Genomic DNA, 20,216 nt, shown 5'->3' with positions numbered 1-20,216 from the left:
CGGGAGTCACTCCTTATCCAGTAAATGATCAACGCACGTCTTGGCTAACCCGTCACCTTTGAAATTGCTACTGCGCTGGCTGCGCTTGCCCCGATCACTTAGTTTGTCTAAGCTCCCGCAGCTTCACTCACATACCGCCTTATTTGCAGCTCCAAAGCCTTTGGGTATCTGACTGCTCACCCTACTACCCCTGCATATCATCCATCAACTCACTGAAACCCAGCTCAAAATAGTCCAGTCCAAGTTCTATCAGCTCCAGCCCCTGTAAACCGTCGCCCCCCTGGGCTGTCACTGGACTTCCATTAGGGATGGTTGCCTGATCAAAGCCAAACGTCTGACTACTGACCACCTCCCCGGAAACATTCATCTCATGAAATATCACCTGAACTTCGTCCAGGGTTAACGTTTCCAGAGGCTCGTTGTTAATCGTAATAGAGATGTTCTGCGGACTCATACCGCTACTGAAATCGAACGCTCCCTGCCCAACCCTGACATCATTATTAAACACCTCGTAATACAAGGTGTTATCGGTGTCGATCATCTCAGCTTCATTATTAACAACGGCCAATGTAAGAATTCCTTCAGTCTGGCCATAGGTTTCCCCGGAAATCAGGGCATTCTGTCCCGGATCCCTCGGTAAAGCCGCAACCGATACCTGGCCGGCAACTGCCACCTCATAGCCATGCTCACCACTGACCACGCCCGGATAATCCAGAGCACTGACCGCACTGCTTTCATCAAAACCGTCATTTCCCAGCACAAGCTGATAATGACCAGCTGGAAGATCATCAAACGCCAGAACCTGAGTTGCCTGCCCGTTTGCTGAAAGCTGCCCGCTGAACTGAGCCACTTCCACACCGGCAGAACCATTGGCATCACTGTGAAGCAGACGTACGCCAGCAGACCAACTGTTTCCATCGGCTGTATTCAATGAAACTGAAAGTGCTCCTCCGTCATGTTCAAGCAACCACTGATCCAGCGAAGTAAACCCATTGTTCTCAACAATCTGGCCAGTAAGATCCGTTCCAAGCATGGCACCATCCATGATTTGAAACGAACTACTGTCAATACCCAGGCTGCCCTGCCCATTGCCCGAAGCCTCCGGAGCACTCACTATAATCTGCGTATTATCAATGGCTGTACCATAGTGGCCTGACCAGTATTCATTGTCCTTACCACCATGTTCTACGTAGACATAGCGGACTCCGGTACCGTATCCACTGAACTCATGGGAGACTTCCTGCCACTGGTTGCTGGCCGTCAACGTACCTGTATCAAAACTATCGATCACTTCCTGTCCAGCACCTCGCAGCTCAACCTTGAAGTAATACTGATCACTGGGGTTAGCGATTCCCAGATACCACTCACTGGCGGATATTTCTGGTGCAGAATCAAGAAAATCTGCTGAAAACCCCTGGTTTTCCAAATCAATCAGTTGATATTTTCGGCCCCAGTCATGTGACGTAATGAAGCTGTTTGTCCCTTCCTGGCTGGTGCCAGTAACGCCCCACCCTGTTCCACCATTTTCGGTGATGGTCCAGCCAGAGAAGTCACCAGTGGCAGCCGATGGGTTGACCACCAGATTCTCCCCAAAAGGCAGTTCATCCTCACCAGCGACATCCACCAGAACCGTGCCAATATTCTGATTGCCCTGTAGATCCGTCACTGAATAGGTAAATGACACCTGCTCAGATTCACCACTGTTCAATGACTCAAAGTCCGAACCGGTTACAAAGCTGTACTGCCCACTACTGTCTACCGTGACAAACCCTTTATCAGGACCTGAGAGAAGCTGATAACTCAGTGTATCCCCACCATCAGGGTCATAAGCTTGTAACTGACCGCTGGTATAACCGCTGTCTTCAGAGACATGCAGCGTTTCATCAACCGCCTGCGGTGCTCTTGATAAAGAGATATCCAGTGTACTGCTGGTCGTAGACACCCCATTGGTAACGGTATAGTCAAACTGATCAACCAGCCCGTCAAAGTCATACCGAACGGCTTCAACCTCTGAATCACTCAACGTTCGATTGTATATCCTGACATCATCAATGCTGCCCTGAAAGTAAGCACCAGTCTGAACACCATCATGGAAAATATTGGTCGACGGTGTTCCACCATCCAGACTTGGGCCACCGATGGAAATATCACCAGAATGGCCGGAAAGCCCTTCACCGTAAACACTACCACTGACAAATGCCTGACCATCCAGATATGCCGTCATCTGCTGACCGGCGCCATCAAGAACCAGCGCGACATGATGCCACTGATCCGCCGATAGCGAGCTGACATCCTGTGTCGCATAATCCCCTGACCAGCCTGTGCTCTGGTTATAGGCACCTGCATAGAGCGTCTGATTCTCCAGGTAGACAACAATACCGTTGGAACCCGCCCCCTCTTCATAGAGAATCTGCCGGCCATCAAGATCATTGGTTTCATCAAACTGAAATGCCAGACTGAGAGTGCGCTCGTCCAAAGTAGTACTGTTGAGATTAATATCGGTAGAGTCCCCAACCAGCACCTGGTCATCAACCCCATCCAGCCAGACAGCAGAACCATTAAACCCTCTCGTCTCGAGCGCTGCACCTCCGGTCAGTGTTGCCGCTTCCTGACCGACTCCGGTTGTCGCACTGTCGGCGACTACGCCATTACTTGCCTGATCAAAACGCCAGTGAGCAACCAGAGAATCCTGTAGCTGGCTGGAGGTCACTGACAGCGCTGCTTCAGATATGCCATCCGGTGTATAACTCCAGTCTCCGGAAGGGTGAACCTTCAGTTCACCATACTGACCTTGAATGGATGATGTCCCTGTACCGGCCAATGGCTGCCCATTCACAGAGGCAACACTTAATGACGAGCCAGAGGAAGCCGTACCGGTTAACTCTCCAGACTCTCCAACCAGAATATGCTCGACACCGCTATCCAGCTGTACAACAGCAGCATCACCACTTTTGGTAATGACAGTCAACGTACCGGAATTGTCAGACCACCCCTCCCCATCACTGACCTGAAAGTCCACAGTCACCTGACCACTGAACCCGGTCTCAGGACGGAGAATCAAACGACCACTCTCGATATCGGTCCGGCTGATAGAGGTGTTCAAAGCAACCGTTGTTTCGAAACTGCCATCACCATTAGTATCCAGCAATATCTGCCCATGACCTGGCAACTGTGTTATCTGCACAGCTTCAATAACGTCACCTGCATCTGCAGGATCAGAAAAAGGGAAATCGTTGATCGTAAAGACATAATCCGTATTTTCAGAACCAATTGTGACACCATTGGATGCCAGCGGAAGGTCATTAAACGGAATAACATTAATGGTAATGGTATCGGTAATACTGGCTGTCTCTCCGGTCTCTGCTTCCACAGAAACCGCTGTCACCGTTAATGACATCTCACCATTAAAGTGCTCGGCTGGTGTGATGGTCAGAGAGTCCAGCTCAGCGGCGGTTAAAGTCCAGGTACCATCCTGATTCTGCTGACCGGCAGATAACACCGCTCCGGTGGGTATGCCAGAGAAAGTCAAAGTAAGGGATTCACTGCCATCGGTATCTACCAGGGCTGAGGCAACATCCAGAGTAATAGCCGTATCTTCCAACCCAATAGCGTCACTGGTAGAGCCTGAAACGGCCAGATTCAGGTTATCAATCCCCCAGGACTCATTGCTTTTTGCTTCATCCAGCGTGGAGCCAAAGCCAATGGTGACCTGTCCAGCATTAGGATCAACAGGAATTGTCAGCGTGTAGTGGTGCGCCTGATCAACCCAGTTCGTGGACACCACCGCCTGAAAGCTTTCATCATGAACCACCTGACCAATAACATCCCCCTGACCATTTGTCAGAGTTTCAGTACCCGCAACATCGCCTGTATTGTTATAGATCTGGTATGACCGTGAGTGAAAGAGCTGGCCATCCACAAATACCCGAAACTCTTCGCCATCCCAGGAATCGATTTCATAAAAAGTAAAGTTAAGGGTCAGCTCATTAACCCCCTGAGGCACATCGTAAGTGTTGGAGGTTCGTTGATTGCCTCCGGAACCTTCAAAGCGTCCAAGCATATTGCCCGTCGCAAAAAGCCCGGTTCCCACCCACATCTGAGTCCAGCCTTCTGAGCCACTGTCGAAGTGGTGATCCGCAATGGGCAAATCATTATGGGTAGGGTTAATGCTAAGACCAGGAGCATCCGCAACCGCAGTCAGAGCAACTGAAGCCTGAGCGGAAGAAGAAGCGATTCCATCAGAGACATCAAAGAAGAAGTTGGCTGTACCACTGAAGTGACTGTTCGGGGTAAACGACCAGGTGCCATTCCCATTATCAAGAACCGCTCCCTGGTCAGAAGTCAGGTTCTGAACACTGAGTTGATCACCATCCACGTCAGAGGCATTGGCCAGCAAGGTTGCTTCAGTGATTTCAATCAAGCTGTCTTCACTGCTACTGCCCAGCAGAACCGTATCACCTGAAACAGGAGTATCATTCGTCCCCGTTATGATAAGGGTCACTTCAGACTCTGAAACGGCGCCTTCATCATCACTCATTATATAATGGACGCTGACTGTTTCTGTCTCCCCCAAAGCCAGGTCATCAAAATCCGTTCCCGGATTAAATTGAAGCTGGTTGTTAGCAACAGTGACAATGCCCTGCCCCACAACAGGGTCACCGTTAACATCAACAATACTGACACTGCTCAGAGCGAAATTAGCGGGCTGGTCATTGTGATCGGGGTCGGTATCGTTAGCCAGCACATCAATCAGCAGGGTCTGATTTTCATTGCCTGCGCCAGTATCAGTTACCGCAACAGGGATGTCATTTTCTCCACTGACGGTAATTTCTACAGTAGACGTAGATATCGCCCCCTCATCATCACTCATCACATACTGAACGGTGACCGATTCTGTTTCACCGGAAGCCAGGTCATCAAAGTCAGTTCCAGTCTCAAACAACAGTTGATTGCCACTGATACTGACACTCCCCTGCCCTGAAGCCGGATCATTATTGCCATCCACGACCTGAACTGAATCAAGGCTGAAAACGGAAACATCATCATTGCCATCAACATCGGTGTCATTAGCCAGAACGTCCAGAGACAATGAAGCATTATCTGCCACATGACCGGTATCCATTATCGCCTCTGGAGCATCGTTGGTACCTGTTATGGTGATATTGACCGTGGAGACCGACTGGGCACCTTCATCATCACTCATCACATAACGGACAGTCACCACTTGCTCCTGACCAGTCGCCAATGATTGGAAGTCATTACCGGGATCAAATTGCAGCTGATTATCAACGACCTCAACACTTCCCTGACCACTGGTTGCGTCACCATTACTGTCAACAATAGTGACACTATCAAGACTGAAGTTCTGCGCGCTGTCATTCACATCGACATCATTATCATTAGCCAGCAGGTCAAACAATAATGATCCACTTTCACTGGCCGTTACGTCGTCAGGAACAGCTTCTGGCTGATAGTTGGACGGATAGGTTGTGGATTGAGAAACGGTAGGCTGGAATGTACTGATATTCTCTGTTGCTGACTCATCCGTATCCGATGCTGACTCCTCTTCAGTCTCTTCAGAGTCGGTCTCTTCTTCAGCATCGTCTTCGGCATCTTCTTCGGCTGCTTCTGAATCGGAGGGATTATCCAAAGCACCGACGTTCCCTGAATCGTCGCGACTCCCCTCAGAGTCATCTTCTGATGATGGAGCTGAAACTTCTGGTGAAGGCGAGACAGTATTAGCGGTATTGGCAATATTGGGTCGGGCACCTTTGACTAATGCCGCTTTGTCACCTTGATCTCCTTCTTCTTCATCATCACTTTCAGGCGCTTGTTCCCACTGCTCTTCCAGCTCCGCCAGAGCTTCTTCACTCGCCTTGGTCTCAGCTTCATGATTTTCACTAATCAGCCCATCAGAAGCTCCCAGAACAGTCGCTGCCTGTAGTGCTGCACCAACACTTTCGCTGCCGGACGCAGAAGATTTGACCTGATTAGTTTCACTCATTTTTGCCCCTCCACCTTATTGTTGTGAGTGATTCGAGTCAGGGGCAACCCGAATCAGATATGGCCAATCTCATGAAAATGTTTAATCACCGGGCTCATGAGGTAGCTGATCAATGAAATCCTGCCGCGCTCAATGGTACCGTAGAGCGTCATACCATATTTCAAAGGGTAGTTCTGATCCTTGTACTGCAGAAACCCTCTTTCCGGCACCACTTCAACCCGATAAAACATTTCAGCGCCAGACTCCTCAAGACGGTCAACGCTGATTCGATTGATCGTTCCGTCCAGATAACCAAAGATTGTGTGGTCATAAGCATCAAGACGCAGTCTTACATCGGTATCTTCCTTGATCATGCCAATATCACTGGCAGAGACATTCAGGGTGATTTTGTAGGGCTGGGGAGTATCTTCAATAATCTCGGCAAACGTATCACCCTGGCTGATAAACTTCCCTTCCTGTGAAAAGTTAACCTGCCGAACTACACCGGATACCGGAGAACGAACATAAGTACGTTCAATGTAATGCTCATACAAACGAATACTGTTGCTGACTTCCCGAAGCTGCTCTTCGTATCGTTCAATTTCAAAAACAATACGCTCTTCAAATTCCTTCTTAACCTTCAACAGGTCTTTCCGAGAGCGCAGAACTTTTTGTGTGGAGTCCATGGTCTGCATGGAGCCAGCCGCTTTCTTTTCCACCAGAGCAGTAATGGCCTGATTCTTCTGACTATCAATAGCCACCAGTTGCTGCAGGTTTTTGAGGCTGTCGTGATAATTATTGCTGAGCAATACAAAACGCTGAACCTGCTTCTCAAGCTCCTGACCATCAGCCAGTCTGTCCAGTTGCTGCTCTTCAAGCAGTGCATGGAGAATGTCCAGTTTTTTGCCAAGACGTTCTTGTTTCTCAGTGAAAATATCAAGGTTGATTTTCTGCTCTTCATTATCGAGCTCAACCAGAATATCGCCTTGCTCAACAAAATCTCCTTCGGAGACATATATATGCTGAATAACACCCTCATCGGAAAAATCGGCATGGGCTGGAGCCGAAAAGGACGATACTTCACCATCCGCACGGGTAAATACTTCAACCTCAACAAATGTGCTGATCAACAGCAGGGTTGAAAAGAGAAAACCGCTGATTATTAGACCGTTCTTGGCATTCATACTGATTCACTTCCTGGTGACAATTGTTAAGATTAATCAACACCGCCACGCTTTTCCTTCCCAGAGAATCAGACCAAAGTCGCATTTTTAATAACTATTAGAGATAAAATAAATATTTAAATCGCAATCCGCTCTCTAAAACAAAAAAGACACTATATATCAGCAACTTAATCAGTCCGTTATATTCTTCTTTTATTATAGTTGTTCACTGGGTCAGCAGTAATTATGTAGAAAGAGTTCTGAAGACTCCCCATACATTCACTTATGACAAAGCAGGAAAATAGTGAAAGTATCACCCCTCGATCAACACTTCATCTCCCTTAACCAGCAGTGTCAGTTCGCTCCCATAACCAACACCCTCTAACCAGGGAGACAGTACCTCAATAATATCTGACCGGTGAAAGTGACCCGGTTTGGTCTCCGGATGAGGGTAATAAATCCAGCCGATAGTCTTCTGATGGCCAAACTGAAGAAAGCAACGGGAAAAAGAGAAAGTCTCACATCCCCCCGGCCAGACAAGCCTGGGTAACGTCAGTTCAGGTGAGATAAAATGAAAAGAATATGGCGCAATGGAGATATTGAGAGTGCCATCAAAGCAGTCAGAAAGATCAAGCCCTTTCTCAAGGAAGCAGGGCTTCTGCAGACGGATAGAACCACCCGGGAATGGACAATCACTGGCCTGACCAGAAGCAACCCCATAGCCTTTAACCACTTTCCCGGTAATGTACACCAAATCTAGATTACCCTTGGCAAGCAAAAAATCACATATACCGTGAAAGTATGGCTGTCAGATCAAGGTTGGCAAAAGGCTTTAACAATAATCTCCACAACAGACGACCTGAAATAACCCCATAGATCCAGAAAAAAGAAGTATATGAAAAACTATTCTTCAGGTTGAAAAATAAAAGACGAAATCCATTTAATAAAATAATAAACGACGAAAATAAATAGCAATATCTCCAAAACCTAGTATTCGACTGAGCATACATTAGCAGGAGCAAAGCTCAAGGTGATGACCTTTACTCCTGCTGTACGTAACTACACCCCCCAAGTGTCAGAGAAAAGACATCATTGACCGAACAAGAAAAGAAGAAAACCCACCAAAATCACCTACAAAAAAATCAAACCCAAAGTTAAACACTGAAGCCAACTTACACCTCCGATAAACAACGGTTAATGCTTAATGAATTTACCCGGTAATGGACAAGCCCGAAGTCTGAAGGTTCAACATAAAAACAGAATTCAGAAAGAAAAATATTATTAAACGACTATAAAAATATATTAGCTGAATAAGTTTCTAAATATCTTGTCGTAATTACATTCCTGAGGGTCACAACTAAACAAAACATCTGTATTTTGGCGTACAGTCTATGCTGAAGAGCTTGCCGTTAGAGTATATGTACCATGAGGTCCGTGATGGCTCCTTAGATGCCTATACGGGGAGTGGAAGAGATTTGAAGCAGAGCACATCCATCCCCCTTAAATAAGAAGGAGAAACCAGATAATGAATGAAGTCTTATCACGGAATATCCCCTTGGTTTTGGGGAAAAGTGTATGTTTGATCATCGATGTTCAGAACTTCAGTTGCACACCTGAAGGTGGAGAATTTACCGGAAAAAGCCCAAGTGAGATGGAAGCGTTCGACTACTATTTCCAACAGCTTTCTGCCATGGTTTTGCCGAACATCCGACGCCTGCAAACCGCCTGTCGTGAGGCACACATTGAAGTCCTGTTCACCGTTATTGAAAGCCTCACACTCGATGGGAGAGATCGAGGCCTTGATTATAAGATTACAGGGTTCAACGTACCGAAAGGTTCAAAGGATGCCCAGGTGATCAACTCAGTGAGTCCGGTCGGTGATGAAATAGTAATTCCAAAAACATCATCCAGCGTCTTCATTTCAACCAACATCGATTACCTTCTACGTAACCTGAACTGCCGGCATTTGATCATCACCGGTGTCTTGACTGACCAGTGCGTGGAAAGTGCCGTGCGCGATGCCTGTGATTTGAACTACCTGGTCACCCTGGTCTCAGATGCGTGTGCCACCTTTACAGAGACGAGGCATCGTCATTCCCTGGAGACGATTAAAGGTTACTGTCGTCAATGTTCCACCGAGGCACTGATACGAGAAATTAACGATCTCGTTTTAGACCAGCGATGAAACCCAATTCGTTATGGAAATCTGTGTGCGGCTTGAGTTGACCAGTCCATTAGTCTCATGCTGAACAAAAGGGACAGAGACACATTGCTCTGCCTCCAGCAGTCGCTCAATATCAGCAAATAAAACGATATGTTCATGCAACTGCACATCCCCCATACTATCAGGGAGGGTTACCAACTGGCCATCCAACCAGTTGAACACTCCCCCCTGCGGGGCGTAAAAACACCCCGAGTGTCACACCTGTTCGTTCGGGTGCCCCCACATCAGGGGCTCGGCGTAAGGGCCAGAGATACTGGAAGTGGACTCTCCCACACCATCGAGGGCTCCTGGAGTTAGCTCACGAGCGAACCAGCAATCCAGAGGAGCCTGGGTTGCTACCGGTGGCAGCACCTTGTGAGCAGCGTTATACCGCTTACCGTAATGGAAGGGTTCACCCATAACAAAGATCACGTCGGCATCCAGTTGCTTCTCAGCCTCTTCCATCAGTCGAGTGGCATATCTCTGCCCCTGGTACTCAGGGAGTACGGCCAATGGTGCCAGCACATAACATTTGAGGTGTGGTGCTGCATCGATGGTGATGGGTGTATAGCAGGCGTGTGCGACGCCCTCATAAACAATAGAAAAACTGCCGTCGGCAATCAGGTCGTCTGCAAACTGCGCGTAAAGTCTGGCATGACGCTCATCATAAAGACCACCTGCCGCAGCGAAGGCTTCGTATTGGATGTCGTATGGTGTTTTCATTTCAGCCCCTAAAGACCCAGTAATAACAAATATTTTTTGATGAATCGTTCTTTGATTTTTTCCAGCGGGTAGTCATCTTCTGCAAAGAGATAATTCAGTGCGATACCATCTATCTCAGCAATAAGTATTTGGCTATCAACCATGCCATCTGCCGAAGGTATATCCCGTAGAATGGATTGGAAAGATGCCATGGCAAGGCGGTATCTCTCCTCAATCAAATCGTTTAAAACCAACCGTAGCGACGGCTGAGACAAAACCTGAAAGTCGAACTGGTAATATAACTTTTGTTCCGCAGAAGCCATGGATGAAAAGATATGCTCCAGCAGATTCACCAGCTTCTCTTTAGTCGATAGCCCCTCATTAATGACATCAAGATTGTCTGCAATCTCATTCATAATCTGGGCCATGCGGATGAATGCCTCTCTGAGCAATTCATCCTTATTTTTAAAGTGGTGAAAGACCGCCCCCTTTGAAACCTTTACATGTTCGCAAATAGCGGCGATGGACGTCTTTTCGTAACCCTGTATGGCAAACAGCTCAATAGCTGCTTGAAGAATTTGCTGCTTTTTGTCCATGGAATTCACCTGTGTCTCACCACAAAAACAGACCGTCCGGTCGGTATGCAGGCAATATAGTTTCAACCCTGGATACGGGCAACCTGAGTTTATACCCAGACTTTTACGTAGTTTTTCGTATTTGTTATCTGGATGAAGAGACGTTGCTGTGGCTTATTGTGGCTGCCAACGGTTTGGAACTCACATTGAGCTAAAAACCTAAATGGAAAACTTATTTCTTGATGAACACCCGAACCGACAACAACCCTAGGATAAATGGCGGCAATATCCTTTTTCTGCAACGAACACTGGAACACACCGATAATTCAATGACCATACGCTACGCCAAATTTGACCCAAACCATTTTCAGGAAGGGATCATTTTGAATCTGTTATCCGACATGGAGGATGACACGGAAGGGGTTTTGGAAGAAACAGAGGAACTGTTCCGTTGATTATGAAACCAGAGCCTCAGCTACCGGTTTCACGCTTAACTCTAGCGATAATAGTCTGAGCTTTTTCGTCATGGTTAGGAAAAAGACTGTCTTCCACATATTGCTCACCAGCATCCAGTGTCACTCGGTAACGAGCACATTTGCTGTAAGCATCGCAGCAATACCTCTCTTTAAGCAGCTTCGCAGTCGATGGCATACCTGCAACCAGACTGTCCGTAAAAAATGGGCAGACCTGATAAAACTCACACTTGGGTGTCATTGTAATATCCATTTAGTGAAATCCAGCGATATTACTATCGGCTTTCAGATGCTGAATATTACTGAAAGAAGAGTTCTATCAGGCTGAACCAGATGCAGTGGAAATGAGTTTCTGATGTTTTGAAACATCAGCTATTTAAAGTATAAGGATGCTTTTTAAGCCGAAAAAACAAGGATTTTGTTTCGCCGTCGATACTTTGTTGGAAGAAAAAGACAGTGGTCGTAAAGGTGAGCTATTTTAGAAAGGAAAATCAGGCACTTAACAGAAAGGATAAATGGCGGTGAGGGAGGGATTCGAATCCTTGCCATATTAGATTAAACACTTATTTATCAATAAGTTGTACATTCAAACTTTAAGAAAACGTGTCCATTTGGGTTGTTAAAAGTGGTTATTGGTCAGTTTGGTGGACACTTTTTGGACACTTAAGCTTCACTACGTTGTGTCTATTAGTGATCAAAGCACAATGAGACTCACGATTGTTAGCGGCTAAGATTGCGGTTCCTGAACTTAGTAATGTTTCATCAAAATACATTTCTATATATAAGGACTTGGCTGTTGGAACTTCAATTTCCATTTGTTTATCTCAAAGTTGTGTCAACGAGCGTACGCTGATTGGGCGTATAACGCCAAATTCAGGGGCAGCGCCGCAGGCGCTGTGATCTTCCCCTGAAATTTTTTGTTATGCGTGGGCTCGATTATAATAACTTTATCTTTCAAACAGGTAATTTCTATAGTTTGAGGCACAGTGAAGAAGTTCTTCGTGGTCGAGCAGGGCATTAACTTCCGGGGAGTACATGTTGGACTTCTATTTTTCTTTGGTGCTTGGATGGCTTCACATGTAATCCCACGCTGGAGCGTAGGAACGAGGCAAGTATTTATTTTCTCCGAGTTATCTTCTTTTTACCGTTCTTTTTCTTGCTATTTGGAGCGTATTTATCAAGAGGAGGTAATCCCATTTTACTCCGACCGTCTCTTATGACCTGACTTTCGGGTAGATCAGGGCCGATATATTGCGCCCTGATTTTAATATCTGGCAGCCTGCCCAGAAGAAAGTAATTGAAAATGGTCGTACATAAAATTAATACTATATACGCGATCAGAATTTCCTCCTTATTCTCAGGCACCCATTTCAAAAGCAAGCAAAAAGCAAAACTTATGATGATCTCAGCTAAAAGCAGGTAGGCCCACCTTTGGAAGATTGTTGGTGCTATTATCCTAAAAGCTCTAATATGCTTTCTTCTTAAAAATAAAAAGAAGCACATAATTATGGCTGCAACCAATAACTCAAATACACCTCCTGGAAGCAGAATCACAGCTATTAATACAATTATTTGGTCGCGCTTCGACCACCGAATTACTTCTCGTAAAGTTTGTGGGTTATATAGCATTACTGTTCACTAAACGCTTAATTATCCGAACTTAAATTCATTAATTAAATTCTTAATTTTGTTTTTGATAATAGAATTGGACATAAAGTACGCATAACGCCGCGCACAGCCGCCGAGGTAACTGGCGCTTTTTGTGCGAATGCACAAAAGGTGACAGTTGCCGAAGGTCGGTTGCTGCGCCTTGTTAACTTTTTACTCTTTAAATTCGTAGCTTATTTTTAGATCTAGAACTATATCTCTTGCTTCGATATCTCCGAATTTATGGCTTATGTAAACATGAAGATCTTTATCAGAGCTACGATAGAAATATGGTATTCCAGAAACCCAAACCTTTAACATACTAACATCGAATGATTTTTTATCTAATAGATCATTACAACTAGGAAGGAGAACTTTAGCATGAGCTTGATCAGGTAACTCGTATTCAATCTCTTGAGTATCATGTTTAGAGGAAAAGCTATTATATCTGACGTCCCAATAATTCCCTCTTGTAGAGCATTGAGCATCGTAATATTTCTCACATTTGAATGTGAAGTCATACTCCTTTCTTTCCGTAATTATTGATATTACGTGAGTTCCTGGAATCGAAACTGGCTCCCTCTCAATTTCTGCATCAGCACAATAACTTCCCATAATCAGTGAAGTACAGCCTGAAATCATAGAAGACAAGAATAAAATAACGATGTTTGATTTCATAGGAAAGTTAACGCTTATTAGTGCGAATTCCGCTTTTCACTTTGGACATTTACACGCATGATTTCACTTTACAACTTTCAACTAATTGAAAATCATAATTTTTTATTACGATACATAATTGAGCCGTACTAGCCATTTTCTGGCAAAGCGAGAATTAGTATTAATCGAGAATCATAGTTCGCGATAAAGATCTAGGGAGTGATTTTTTTATTTAAAAACAGACAGTTAAATTAATCATCGCTATTTATCGAGAATTTTGGGTGCGCTATATACTCTGGAAATTCACCAAAATCAGCGATTTCTGATTATAACTGTATACTCATACAGCAGGTTGAGAGTGGTGACTATCAGACACACTACCGTCCATCACTTGTTCTTCTGCCTTTTACTGACATCAGGGAGCAGGGTATGAAATAGCTCAACAACAACTTTTGTGATGAAATATTTTTCGATGGTGTGAACCGTCGCTTATTAAAACTGCACTAAGGTATCAGCTAAAGCATTAGAATTAAAGACAACCTTAACTATTATTCCATCGTCTTATACTTATAGCCCATCTCCTGGCAATAAAGGCTCTGCGCGGCGCTTCCATGTACTGGCTCAACCTCAATTAGGACTATATTCAGGGGTTTGAGTCTATACGTCAGGTTCATTCTGAATGCCTACCTCCTACTGAATACCGGTAATTTTGAACAACACCAGACTTAGTCCAATAAATCTGTTGCCTCTACGGACAAAACATTTTTTGGACACGTCCTTATCTGTCGTTCCTGGACAAATTACATTCAGCAAACGAGGTAAACACCATGAAAACACTCACTAACTCCATGCTCTGCACCCTGATCCATCTGACCAAAAACCAGCTTGAAACCAAGCGACATGAAATCGCAGAACTGAGCCAGTACACAACCAAAGTGATCCGCGAGAGTTATAACTCCGAAGTTGAAGAACTGGTGACCATTCTGGAACTCCTTCACGGCTTCCTGAAAAATCAGTCCTCACCGGAGCAACCGACTCGTTCTACCAAGAAATAACAGATTGGGGTTTATCCCCTTTCTGATCCCTTATTCAGATGCTGTAACCCATCAGTATTCTTTCTTGGTAAGACTCTCGCAGTCGTTCAATCAGCTGATTTTCGGTCGTATTCTTTTTCTCGTAGTGCTGAGCAATATCATCCCAGATTACGCTCCCCTGTAGCTCCCTGAGCACCCTTTTGAATTTCAGCCCTTTTCTTGCACAGGCCGACAGGAGATTACCAATATAGAGCTGGTAGTTCTTGCCTGAGAAAGACGTGGCTTTCTTGTAATACCGCTTGTAATGCAGGTTGTCCTTGTAGGCGGACTCAGGGTATTTGAATACGATATCTTCCAGCAGGATTGTCCAGATAGGATCGAGGTAGTTGCTGTTGTATTTGAGCTTGAATGATCTCAGACCGTATTGCCAGAGTGCCTGGATATGTTTGATGACCTCAGTGTAGGTGTTCATTTTGACGCCGATTTCACCCGTTTCTTTATTGCAGGTTCCCAAGGCAAATTGCTGGATCACTGAGTGGTGGAATCGTACCTCAAACCGGAATACATCAGACTCAGGATCATAGCCACTGGAACCGTCATCAAGTTGGGTACTCTCCTGCCATTTGTGTTCCATATAGTCGAACTTATCAAAATCCCTCGCCTGTATGGTCTTGTTGTAGATCGCCAGCTGGACTGCACCCGCAGAGCCAAACTTGAAGGACTGGGCACGATCATAGACACAGGACACATCCGATACCGTAAACTCAGCCTTATCAATCCCAAAGTAATTGGAAACCCGTCTGGATTTACAAGTCATTCTCTCTGACAGGTCGTTATCCGGTTTCCATCCCTGTACGTCTACCGCCAGATGAATAGCGGGATAATGGGGTTCAGCACATCTCAGTATCATCTTGGCAATGTTCGCCAGGAACTGATCCACCTTTTTCGGGGATCGGTTATCCAGGAACCACGGAGAACATTCTATTTTCAGATGGGAACCAATGGATTCTGCCCTTGAGTGGAACATTTTGCAGAAGATAATGACTCCCAGTTGATTGTTCTGGAGCCGGTATTGATAACCCGATGCCTTACCACTCTTGCCCAGTATCCAGTCATGGCCGACAAACCGAAAGGTTTTCTCCCCAAAACTCAGTGAGTCCTCGATATCCGTCAGGAAATCCAGATTCATCGCTCCCTTGAACAGTTGTCGTAAGGTATCCACATAGGTTCCGACTATCTGGAAGTTCTCAAGATAGAGATCCTTTACTTTCCCGAATTTGGGATGAACGAACAGAAGTCCCTTATCCTGTTGATTTGTGGTCTTACCATCCTCTGATGGTTCATAACGTTCCAAATGTTTCATATCAAAAATCCTTTTTATAACTTTTCGTTTTTCACTACCCTTTTTTAATGACGTGCTACAGGAACGTCCGCCTGTGCGGGCTGCGCTGCGCGTGTCAGCCTCGCACAGTATCAGTGAGAGAGCCGACACCAATTTCAAGACAACATGCACCACAGTAATGACTGCCAAGATTCCTGGGGGCACACCTGAAAGAGAAAACAACAAGGAAGAAACAACGTTTCAAAGAAAATACAAAACTACTATCAATACTTGAAAGTTATTGTTCACAGCATTCCTAAAAAAGCAGGCCGCTTAAATCCTTAATAGCCATATCAATGATAAATATCAATAGCTGTTTTTTAACTTTCCAATAACCACTTAAAACAACCAATAATGACTAAAACAAATTTTTTATCTTTGCTTTGGAGTCTTGCTGCTGTGCCTTTTAATTTTTTGAGGCGACAGGTCGCCTCAAAAAAAAATAAAGCACAGCGACATCCAAAGCAAAGACAAAAAATCAATAAAGCTATGACTTATGCTGATCGAAAAAACATAAAATAGAGCCACCTTATCCCTGCAATATCAGCAGGTTAGACTATAATTACACTAACAATAACTATCAGTTATCATCTGAATCCATCTTATCTTTTAGCTTCCTGATATTAATCAAGCGGCGTTTACCAATTTTAAATGAAGGTATTTTATTATCTCTTACCCACACTCTGACAGTATCAATTGAAACACCAACTGATTTTGAAAATTCTTCAATCGTTTGCAGTAGTCTTTCTTCACTTTCCATGTCAGTTGATTCCTTTTTTATTGTTATGTAATTATGAGACCAGAAAAATAGAAATTAATCCAAGAAAACCAACCTGAAAAGTTAAAGTTCCGCTGAACCACACCGAACTGCACCAAACTGCATATTCAGGTGAATTTTTTTCGGCCAAAAAAAAACGGTCTGGAATGCTATGGCTATCAAAAAAATAAACAACCAATGGAAAATTGATTTCAGGATTGGCAGCAAGCGCTATCGTCATACCGCAAAGACAAAGCTGGAGTGTATCCAGTTTCGGGATAAGTGCATTGCGGATAAAGATAAGGAAGCACCAGAAAAGGATAACCGAACGCTCAGAGAGCTTATCGATATCTGGTATGAAGCCAGAGGTGTTGAGCTGGCCGACAATGAACGGACGCTGAAGAACCTGATCCGCTTTTGTGAGGCAATGGGCAACCCTATCGCCAAAGAGGTCACAGCAAGGGACTGGCACAGATATAAGCAGAAGAAGCGAGAGGCAGGTATCGGAGACAAAACGCTCAACAACATGCTGGGCTATATAAATGCGGTCTATAACTTCCTGAGCAGGAACGCCATCATTGGCTACCCTAACCCCTTTCAGCCCGTAGACAAGATTCGTATCCACGAGAAGGAGCTTGTCTTCCTGAGTAATGAAGAGATCCAGCTGCTATTTGAAGACATCAGGAAGAACTGCAAAAGCCGCCATGTAATGATGATCACCAAGATCTGCCTCTCTACTGGTGCTCGCTGGGGAGAGATCGAGAGCCGAAAGGATCACCACTTTAAGAACAATCAGGTTTACCTGACCTACACCAAGTCCAAGAAGAACCGGATTATCCCCTTGGATGAATCGTTGTTCCTGGAGGTGAAACAACACATCAGGGAGAAAGGTGAGTTCACCAACTGCCAGGAATCGTTCAGAAGGGCTTTGCTCCGCTCCGGTGTCAGAACCGTTAGAGGACAAGCCAGCCACGTTCTACGCCATACCTTTGCCAGCCACTTTATGATGAATGGCGGAAACATTCGGGTACTGCAAAGCATCCTCGGTCATGCTGACATCAAGATGACCATGAAATACGCAAAATTCAGCAAAGAACACTTAAACGACGCCGTTAGACTAAACCCATTAAGCAAAATGGACACATCTTGGACACTTAAGAAAAAAATAGAAGTCTTGGAGAATTAAGAAGAGGAAAAACAAGGAGTTAGGAAGAATATATGGCGGTGAGGGAGGGATTCGAACCCGAGTCAGAGGTTTTTAAACACCTTAAATTTCAATAAGTTACAGCAATATCAACTAGTTATATTTTTGAAAAATACCCATCCCCCCCCTTAATACCGCTATAGTGTCGACACTTGGTCGACACCATATCCACCAGAATAAACATCAAATATCTACTCTGGATAAACCATCAAAAAGCCTATAAAAAATCATCATCATATACGTCAAATGGATCAGGCAGAGACATAAGCTCGGAGTAAACCTCATGTAATGCAGCCCTTACTCTCTTATCGAACAATACACTGGATCTCAAAACATCTTGAATAAGTCCTTCAACATAGCTATTTGACAGACCTGTAGAAATAACTTCACTTTTAATTCTACCAATGAGAATCAACCCAAGTCGGTCAGCATCAAGAGTTTTTTCCATTATCAAGAGCAAAACTTCTTTATATTTATGCCCACCAAGGGCCTTATCAATTATTTGATTCTCATTCCTCAACTCTAAATAATGAAGAGCTGTAAAATACTCATGAAAAGTCAGATGTGAAAATGTGTATAGATTAACATCTGTTTCTACAAGTATTCCCATATTACTTTCATAATCATATAGAAGCTCACTAGATGAAATTTTGAGACTGAGTCGGTCTATCTCTTTCGATAACAAACTGAGCAGATAGTTTTTTCTCACATAAAGCTTATCATCATCAAATGTTGTCCGTGCAACTTTTGCCAAAATAGCCTTCTTTGCATTATCGGAGATAGAGGTTATTTTTCGACTCCTATCAATACTCCTAAAAGAGTCCCAACGATACATCAATGCATCCAAGCAGCTTTCATACAATTCGAACCTATTATTAGGGATTCTCTTATTGTATTGATACATCAAACATATCATTGTTGCTAGCAAAGGAGTTTTACATAAGTCCCTAGCAATCAAAGATGTTTTAAGATCATTAGCCAAAGTTTTTCTTGTTTTAACCTGATCACCAAACCATTGAGAGATAAAAGCACCTAGATCCTTGTCATTAAAATCATCCACTTCACAGATTTTAAACCCCTCTAGACCATGCTCATAGGCAGAGGTTCTACAAGTTACTACAAACTTATTTTTATGATACTTATTAACAAACTTCCTAAAACAGTTTAAAACATTTTTTGACTGTTCATCTGAAAGCTCATCAACCCCATCAATCAAAAATACGCACTGACCTTTCTCAATTTTCTGTTGCATCCAATTATCAATAAAGCTGACCGAGGATAGCTCAGACACAGCCTCAAGAATAAATTTTAAAAATAGATCAGAACTACCAACCCCATCAATATAGAAATCTCTCAATCTTACAAAGATTGGTATTAAAAATCCGAGCTCAACATCAGGTTTGAATACATGAGAATAAGCAAGTGCCAAAGATTTTAAAAAAGTAGTTTTTCCACAACCAGGCTGGCCCAGAACCAAAACTTTTTCTTCTCCATCTACAAATGAAAATGCCTCTTTTCCATGATAAACGTGATTGGTCAGACCATCATTTATACTTAAATCTTCAACTGATTTAGCCTCACTACTCTTACCCAATCTCTTGAGAGATTCGGGTATATGTCCGTAGCCTAACGATCTCAATGAACCATCAATATCAAATGCATTTTCATTATCCAGCAAAAGCGATGATTCAGGGTTATCTTTATCGTATATGTATTTATCTGCTGGTTTATCCGAGGATAGCTTTCGCATATTGGAGTGAACCCTTAATGCAATATAGATGTCAGATATCTGTTTATGGCTATCCATCCCCATTATTTGAACTTTATTTAACGCATGATTAATACCTTCTCTATAACCTTCCAGCTTATCTCCTGTTGGGTCGAGTTTTTTATACCAAGACTTTACCCCTATATAAACGTCAGACGCGATAGATTTTGAGGTACTTTTTCCACCCTCAAGCATTACATCATCCATTTTTTCCCTTCCATTACATTGACGTATATTTGGGTTTCACTGAAGCAAAATCACTGATTTAAAAGTTTACAATCCCCTCAGCTTTTTGAATAGATGTAATTCTGAATAATATCGCTCTTATCCAAAAAAATTTGTTGCCACTAAAGGACAAAATATTTTTTTGACCAGAGCTCCAATCATTCCTGATCAAATTACATTCAAAAAAGAGGTAGATATCATGAAAACACTTACAAATTCCATGCTTTGCACTCTGATTCATCTTTCCAAGAACCAGCTTGAAGCCAAGCGTCATGAGATTGCTGACCTGAGTCAGTACACGACCAAGGTGATCCTTGAGAGCTATAACTCAGAGGTTGAGGAACTGGTGGCGATCCTTGAGATTCTTAGTGACACTCTCATACACCAGAGTTCGGTTCAGAAAACAAACCAATCTGCCAAGAAGTGACAGAAAAGAGGTGGGGA

General features: G+C 44.0%; 16 protein-coding genes. 5 read left to right on the top strand and 11 right to left on the bottom strand.

The genetic code is table 11. The features are described from left to right. Window positions 1–184 precede the first annotated feature (184 nt). The 3 genes from GV64_RS11785 to GV64_RS11775 form a co-directional block, all read right to left on the bottom strand. A complete protein-coding gene (locus GV64_RS11785) occupies window positions 185–6,004 on the bottom strand; it encodes a tandem-95 repeat protein (protein WP_020583035.1) in 5,820 nt (1,939 codons plus the stop codon). A 53-nt stretch (window positions 6,005–6,057) separates the two neighbouring features. Further along, on the bottom strand, window positions 6,058–7,167 hold the full coding sequence (locus GV64_RS11780; RefSeq protein WP_020583034.1) for an HlyD family efflux transporter periplasmic adaptor subunit: 1,110 nt from the start codon (window positions 7,165–7,167) through the stop codon (window positions 6,058–6,060). A gap of 292 nt (window positions 7,168–7,459) precedes the next feature. After that, complete coding sequence (locus GV64_RS11775) at window positions 7,460–7,900, bottom strand: hypothetical protein (RefSeq protein WP_033403097.1); 441 nt, start codon at window positions 7,898–7,900, stop codon at window positions 7,460–7,462. A gap of 771 nt (window positions 7,901–8,671) precedes the next feature. Between GV64_RS11775 and GV64_RS11770 the strand changes: the two genes are divergently transcribed. After that, a complete protein-coding gene (locus GV64_RS11770) occupies window positions 8,672–9,331 on the top strand; it encodes an isochorismatase family cysteine hydrolase (protein WP_020583032.1) in 660 nt (219 codons plus the stop codon). On the opposite strand, the gene GV64_RS11765 is transcribed toward GV64_RS11770, so the two are convergent. From GV64_RS11765 to GV64_RS11755, 3 genes are read right to left on the bottom strand one after another with little or no spacing between them, the layout of a single operon-like run. Then, a complete protein-coding gene (locus GV64_RS11765; protein WP_020583031.1) occupies window positions 9,317–9,532 on the bottom strand; it encodes a hypothetical protein in 216 nt (71 codons plus the stop codon). The genes GV64_RS11770 and GV64_RS11765 overlap by 15 nt on opposite strands. Window positions 9,533–9,565: 33 nt before the next feature. After that, window positions 9,566–10,072 (bottom strand): GNAT family N-acetyltransferase, encoded by a 507-nt coding sequence (locus GV64_RS11760; protein ID WP_020583030.1) that lies wholly within the window; start codon window positions 10,070–10,072, stop codon window positions 9,566–9,568. An 8-nt stretch (window positions 10,073–10,080) separates the two neighbouring features. Then, window positions 10,081–10,647 carry a TetR/AcrR family transcriptional regulator gene (locus GV64_RS11755; RefSeq protein WP_020583029.1) on the bottom strand — a complete coding sequence of 189 codons (567 nt, stop codon included), beginning with the start codon at window positions 10,645–10,647 and terminating at the stop codon, window positions 10,081–10,083. A gap of 218 nt (window positions 10,648–10,865) precedes the next feature. Here GV64_RS11755 and GV64_RS11745 point away from each other — a divergent pair, with 218 nt between their 5' ends. Continuing rightward, the gene (locus GV64_RS11745) at window positions 10,866–11,081 is read left to right on the top strand and encodes a hypothetical protein (protein WP_201772481.1); all 216 of its coding nucleotides are present in this window, start codon (window positions 10,866–10,868) and stop codon (window positions 11,079–11,081) included. Window positions 11,082–11,097: 16 nt separating this feature from the next. Here GV64_RS11745 and GV64_RS11740 read toward each other — a convergent pair whose 3' ends face one another. Together GV64_RS11740 and GV64_RS11725 are read right to left on the bottom strand one after the other, a co-directional pair. After that, entirely contained in the window at window positions 11,098–11,352 is a 255-nt protein-coding gene (locus GV64_RS11740; protein ID WP_020583026.1) for a hypothetical protein, read from the bottom strand. Window positions 11,353–12,920: 1,568 nt separating this feature from the next. After that, a complete protein-coding gene (locus tag GV64_RS11725) occupies window positions 12,921–13,424 on the bottom strand; it encodes a hypothetical protein (protein ID WP_152554033.1) in 504 nt (167 codons plus the stop codon). An 806-nt stretch (window positions 13,425–14,230) separates the two neighbouring features. Here GV64_RS11725 and GV64_RS11720 point away from each other — a divergent pair. Further along, on the top strand, window positions 14,231–14,458 hold the full coding sequence (locus GV64_RS11720) for a hypothetical protein (protein ID WP_020583022.1): 228 nt from the start codon (window positions 14,231–14,233) through the stop codon (window positions 14,456–14,458). A gap of 34 nt (window positions 14,459–14,492) precedes the next feature. Here the strand turns inward: GV64_RS11720 and GV64_RS11715 are convergent, their stop codons facing one another. Continuing rightward, window positions 14,493–15,800, bottom strand: a complete 1,308-nt coding sequence (locus GV64_RS11715; protein ID WP_020583021.1) for a hypothetical protein — start codon at window positions 15,798–15,800, stop codon at window positions 14,493–14,495. 598 nt (window positions 15,801–16,398) lie between these two features. After that, window positions 16,399–16,578, bottom strand: a complete 180-nt coding sequence (locus GV64_RS11710) for an excisionase family DNA-binding protein (RefSeq protein WP_020583020.1) — start codon at window positions 16,576–16,578, stop codon at window positions 16,399–16,401. A gap of 169 nt (window positions 16,579–16,747) precedes the next feature. Here GV64_RS11710 and GV64_RS11705 point away from each other — a divergent pair, with 169 nt between their 5' ends. Next, window positions 16,748–17,761 (top strand): phage integrase, encoded by a 1,014-nt coding sequence (locus tag GV64_RS11705; protein WP_020583019.1) that lies wholly within the window; start codon window positions 16,748–16,750, stop codon window positions 17,759–17,761. A 235-nt stretch (window positions 17,762–17,996) separates the two neighbouring features. Here the strand turns inward: GV64_RS11705 and GV64_RS11700 are convergent, their stop codons facing one another. Continuing rightward, window positions 17,997–19,754 carry an NACHT domain-containing protein gene (locus GV64_RS11700; protein ID WP_020583018.1) on the bottom strand — a complete coding sequence of 586 codons (1,758 nt, stop codon included), beginning with the start codon at window positions 19,752–19,754 and terminating at the stop codon, window positions 17,997–17,999. A 217-nt stretch (window positions 19,755–19,971) separates the two neighbouring features. On the opposite strand from GV64_RS11700, the gene GV64_RS11695 reads away from it, so the two are divergent. Continuing rightward, window positions 19,972–20,199, top strand: coding sequence for a hypothetical protein (locus tag GV64_RS11695; protein ID WP_081622152.1), 228 nt, complete (start codon window positions 19,972–19,974; stop codon window positions 20,197–20,199). Window positions 20,200–20,216: the final 17 nt, after the last annotated feature.

Origin of the sequence: Endozoicomonas elysicola (genome assembly GCF_000710775.1) — a bacterium.
Taxonomy (GTDB): Bacteria; Pseudomonadota; Gammaproteobacteria; order Pseudomonadales; family Endozoicomonadaceae; genus Endozoicomonas; species Endozoicomonas elysicola.
The sequence above is the reverse complement of the archived record's forward strand: the minus strand, read 5'-3'. Positions and strand labels throughout refer to the sequence as shown.

Bases quoted from the DNA above. Each gene is read 5' to 3' on its own strand.
- GV64_RS11785 (WP_020583035.1), bottom strand. From the start codon at position 6,004: ATGAGTGAAACTAATCAGGTCAAATCTTCTGCGTCCGGCAGCGAAAGT.
- GV64_RS11780 (WP_020583034.1), bottom strand. From the start codon at position 7,167: ATGAATGCCAAGAACGGTCTAATAATCAGCGGTTTTCTCTTTTCAACC.
- GV64_RS11770 (WP_020583032.1), top strand. From the start codon at position 8,672: ATGAATGAAGTCTTATCACGGAATATCCCCTTGGTTTTGGGGAAAAGT.
- GV64_RS11760 (WP_020583030.1), bottom strand. From the start codon at position 10,072: ATGAAAACACCATACGACATCCAATACGAAGCCTTCGCTGCGGCAGGT.
- GV64_RS11755 (WP_020583029.1), bottom strand. From the start codon at position 10,647: ATGGACAAAAAGCAGCAAATTCTTCAAGCAGCTATTGAGCTGTTTGCC.
- GV64_RS11740 (WP_020583026.1), bottom strand. From the start codon at position 11,352: ATGGATATTACAATGACACCCAAGTGTGAGTTTTATCAGGTCTGCCCA.
- GV64_RS11725 (WP_152554033.1), bottom strand. From the start codon at position 13,424: ATGAAATCAAACATCGTTATTTTATTCTTGTCTTCTATGATTTCAGGC.
- GV64_RS11720 (WP_020583022.1), top strand. From the start codon at position 14,231: ATGAAAACACTCACTAACTCCATGCTCTGCACCCTGATCCATCTGACC.
- GV64_RS11715 (WP_020583021.1), bottom strand. From the start codon at position 15,800: ATGAAACATTTGGAACGTTATGAACCATCAGAGGATGGTAAGACCACA.
- GV64_RS11710 (WP_020583020.1), bottom strand. From the start codon at position 16,578: ATGGAAAGTGAAGAAAGACTACTGCAAACGATTGAAGAATTTTCAAAA.
- GV64_RS11705 (WP_020583019.1), top strand. From the start codon at position 16,748: ATGGCTATCAAAAAAATAAACAACCAATGGAAAATTGATTTCAGGATT.
- GV64_RS11700 (WP_020583018.1), bottom strand. From the start codon at position 19,754: ATGGATGATGTAATGCTTGAGGGTGGAAAAAGTACCTCAAAATCTATC.
- GV64_RS11695 (WP_081622152.1), top strand. From the start codon at position 19,972: ATGAAAACACTTACAAATTCCATGCTTTGCACTCTGATTCATCTTTCC.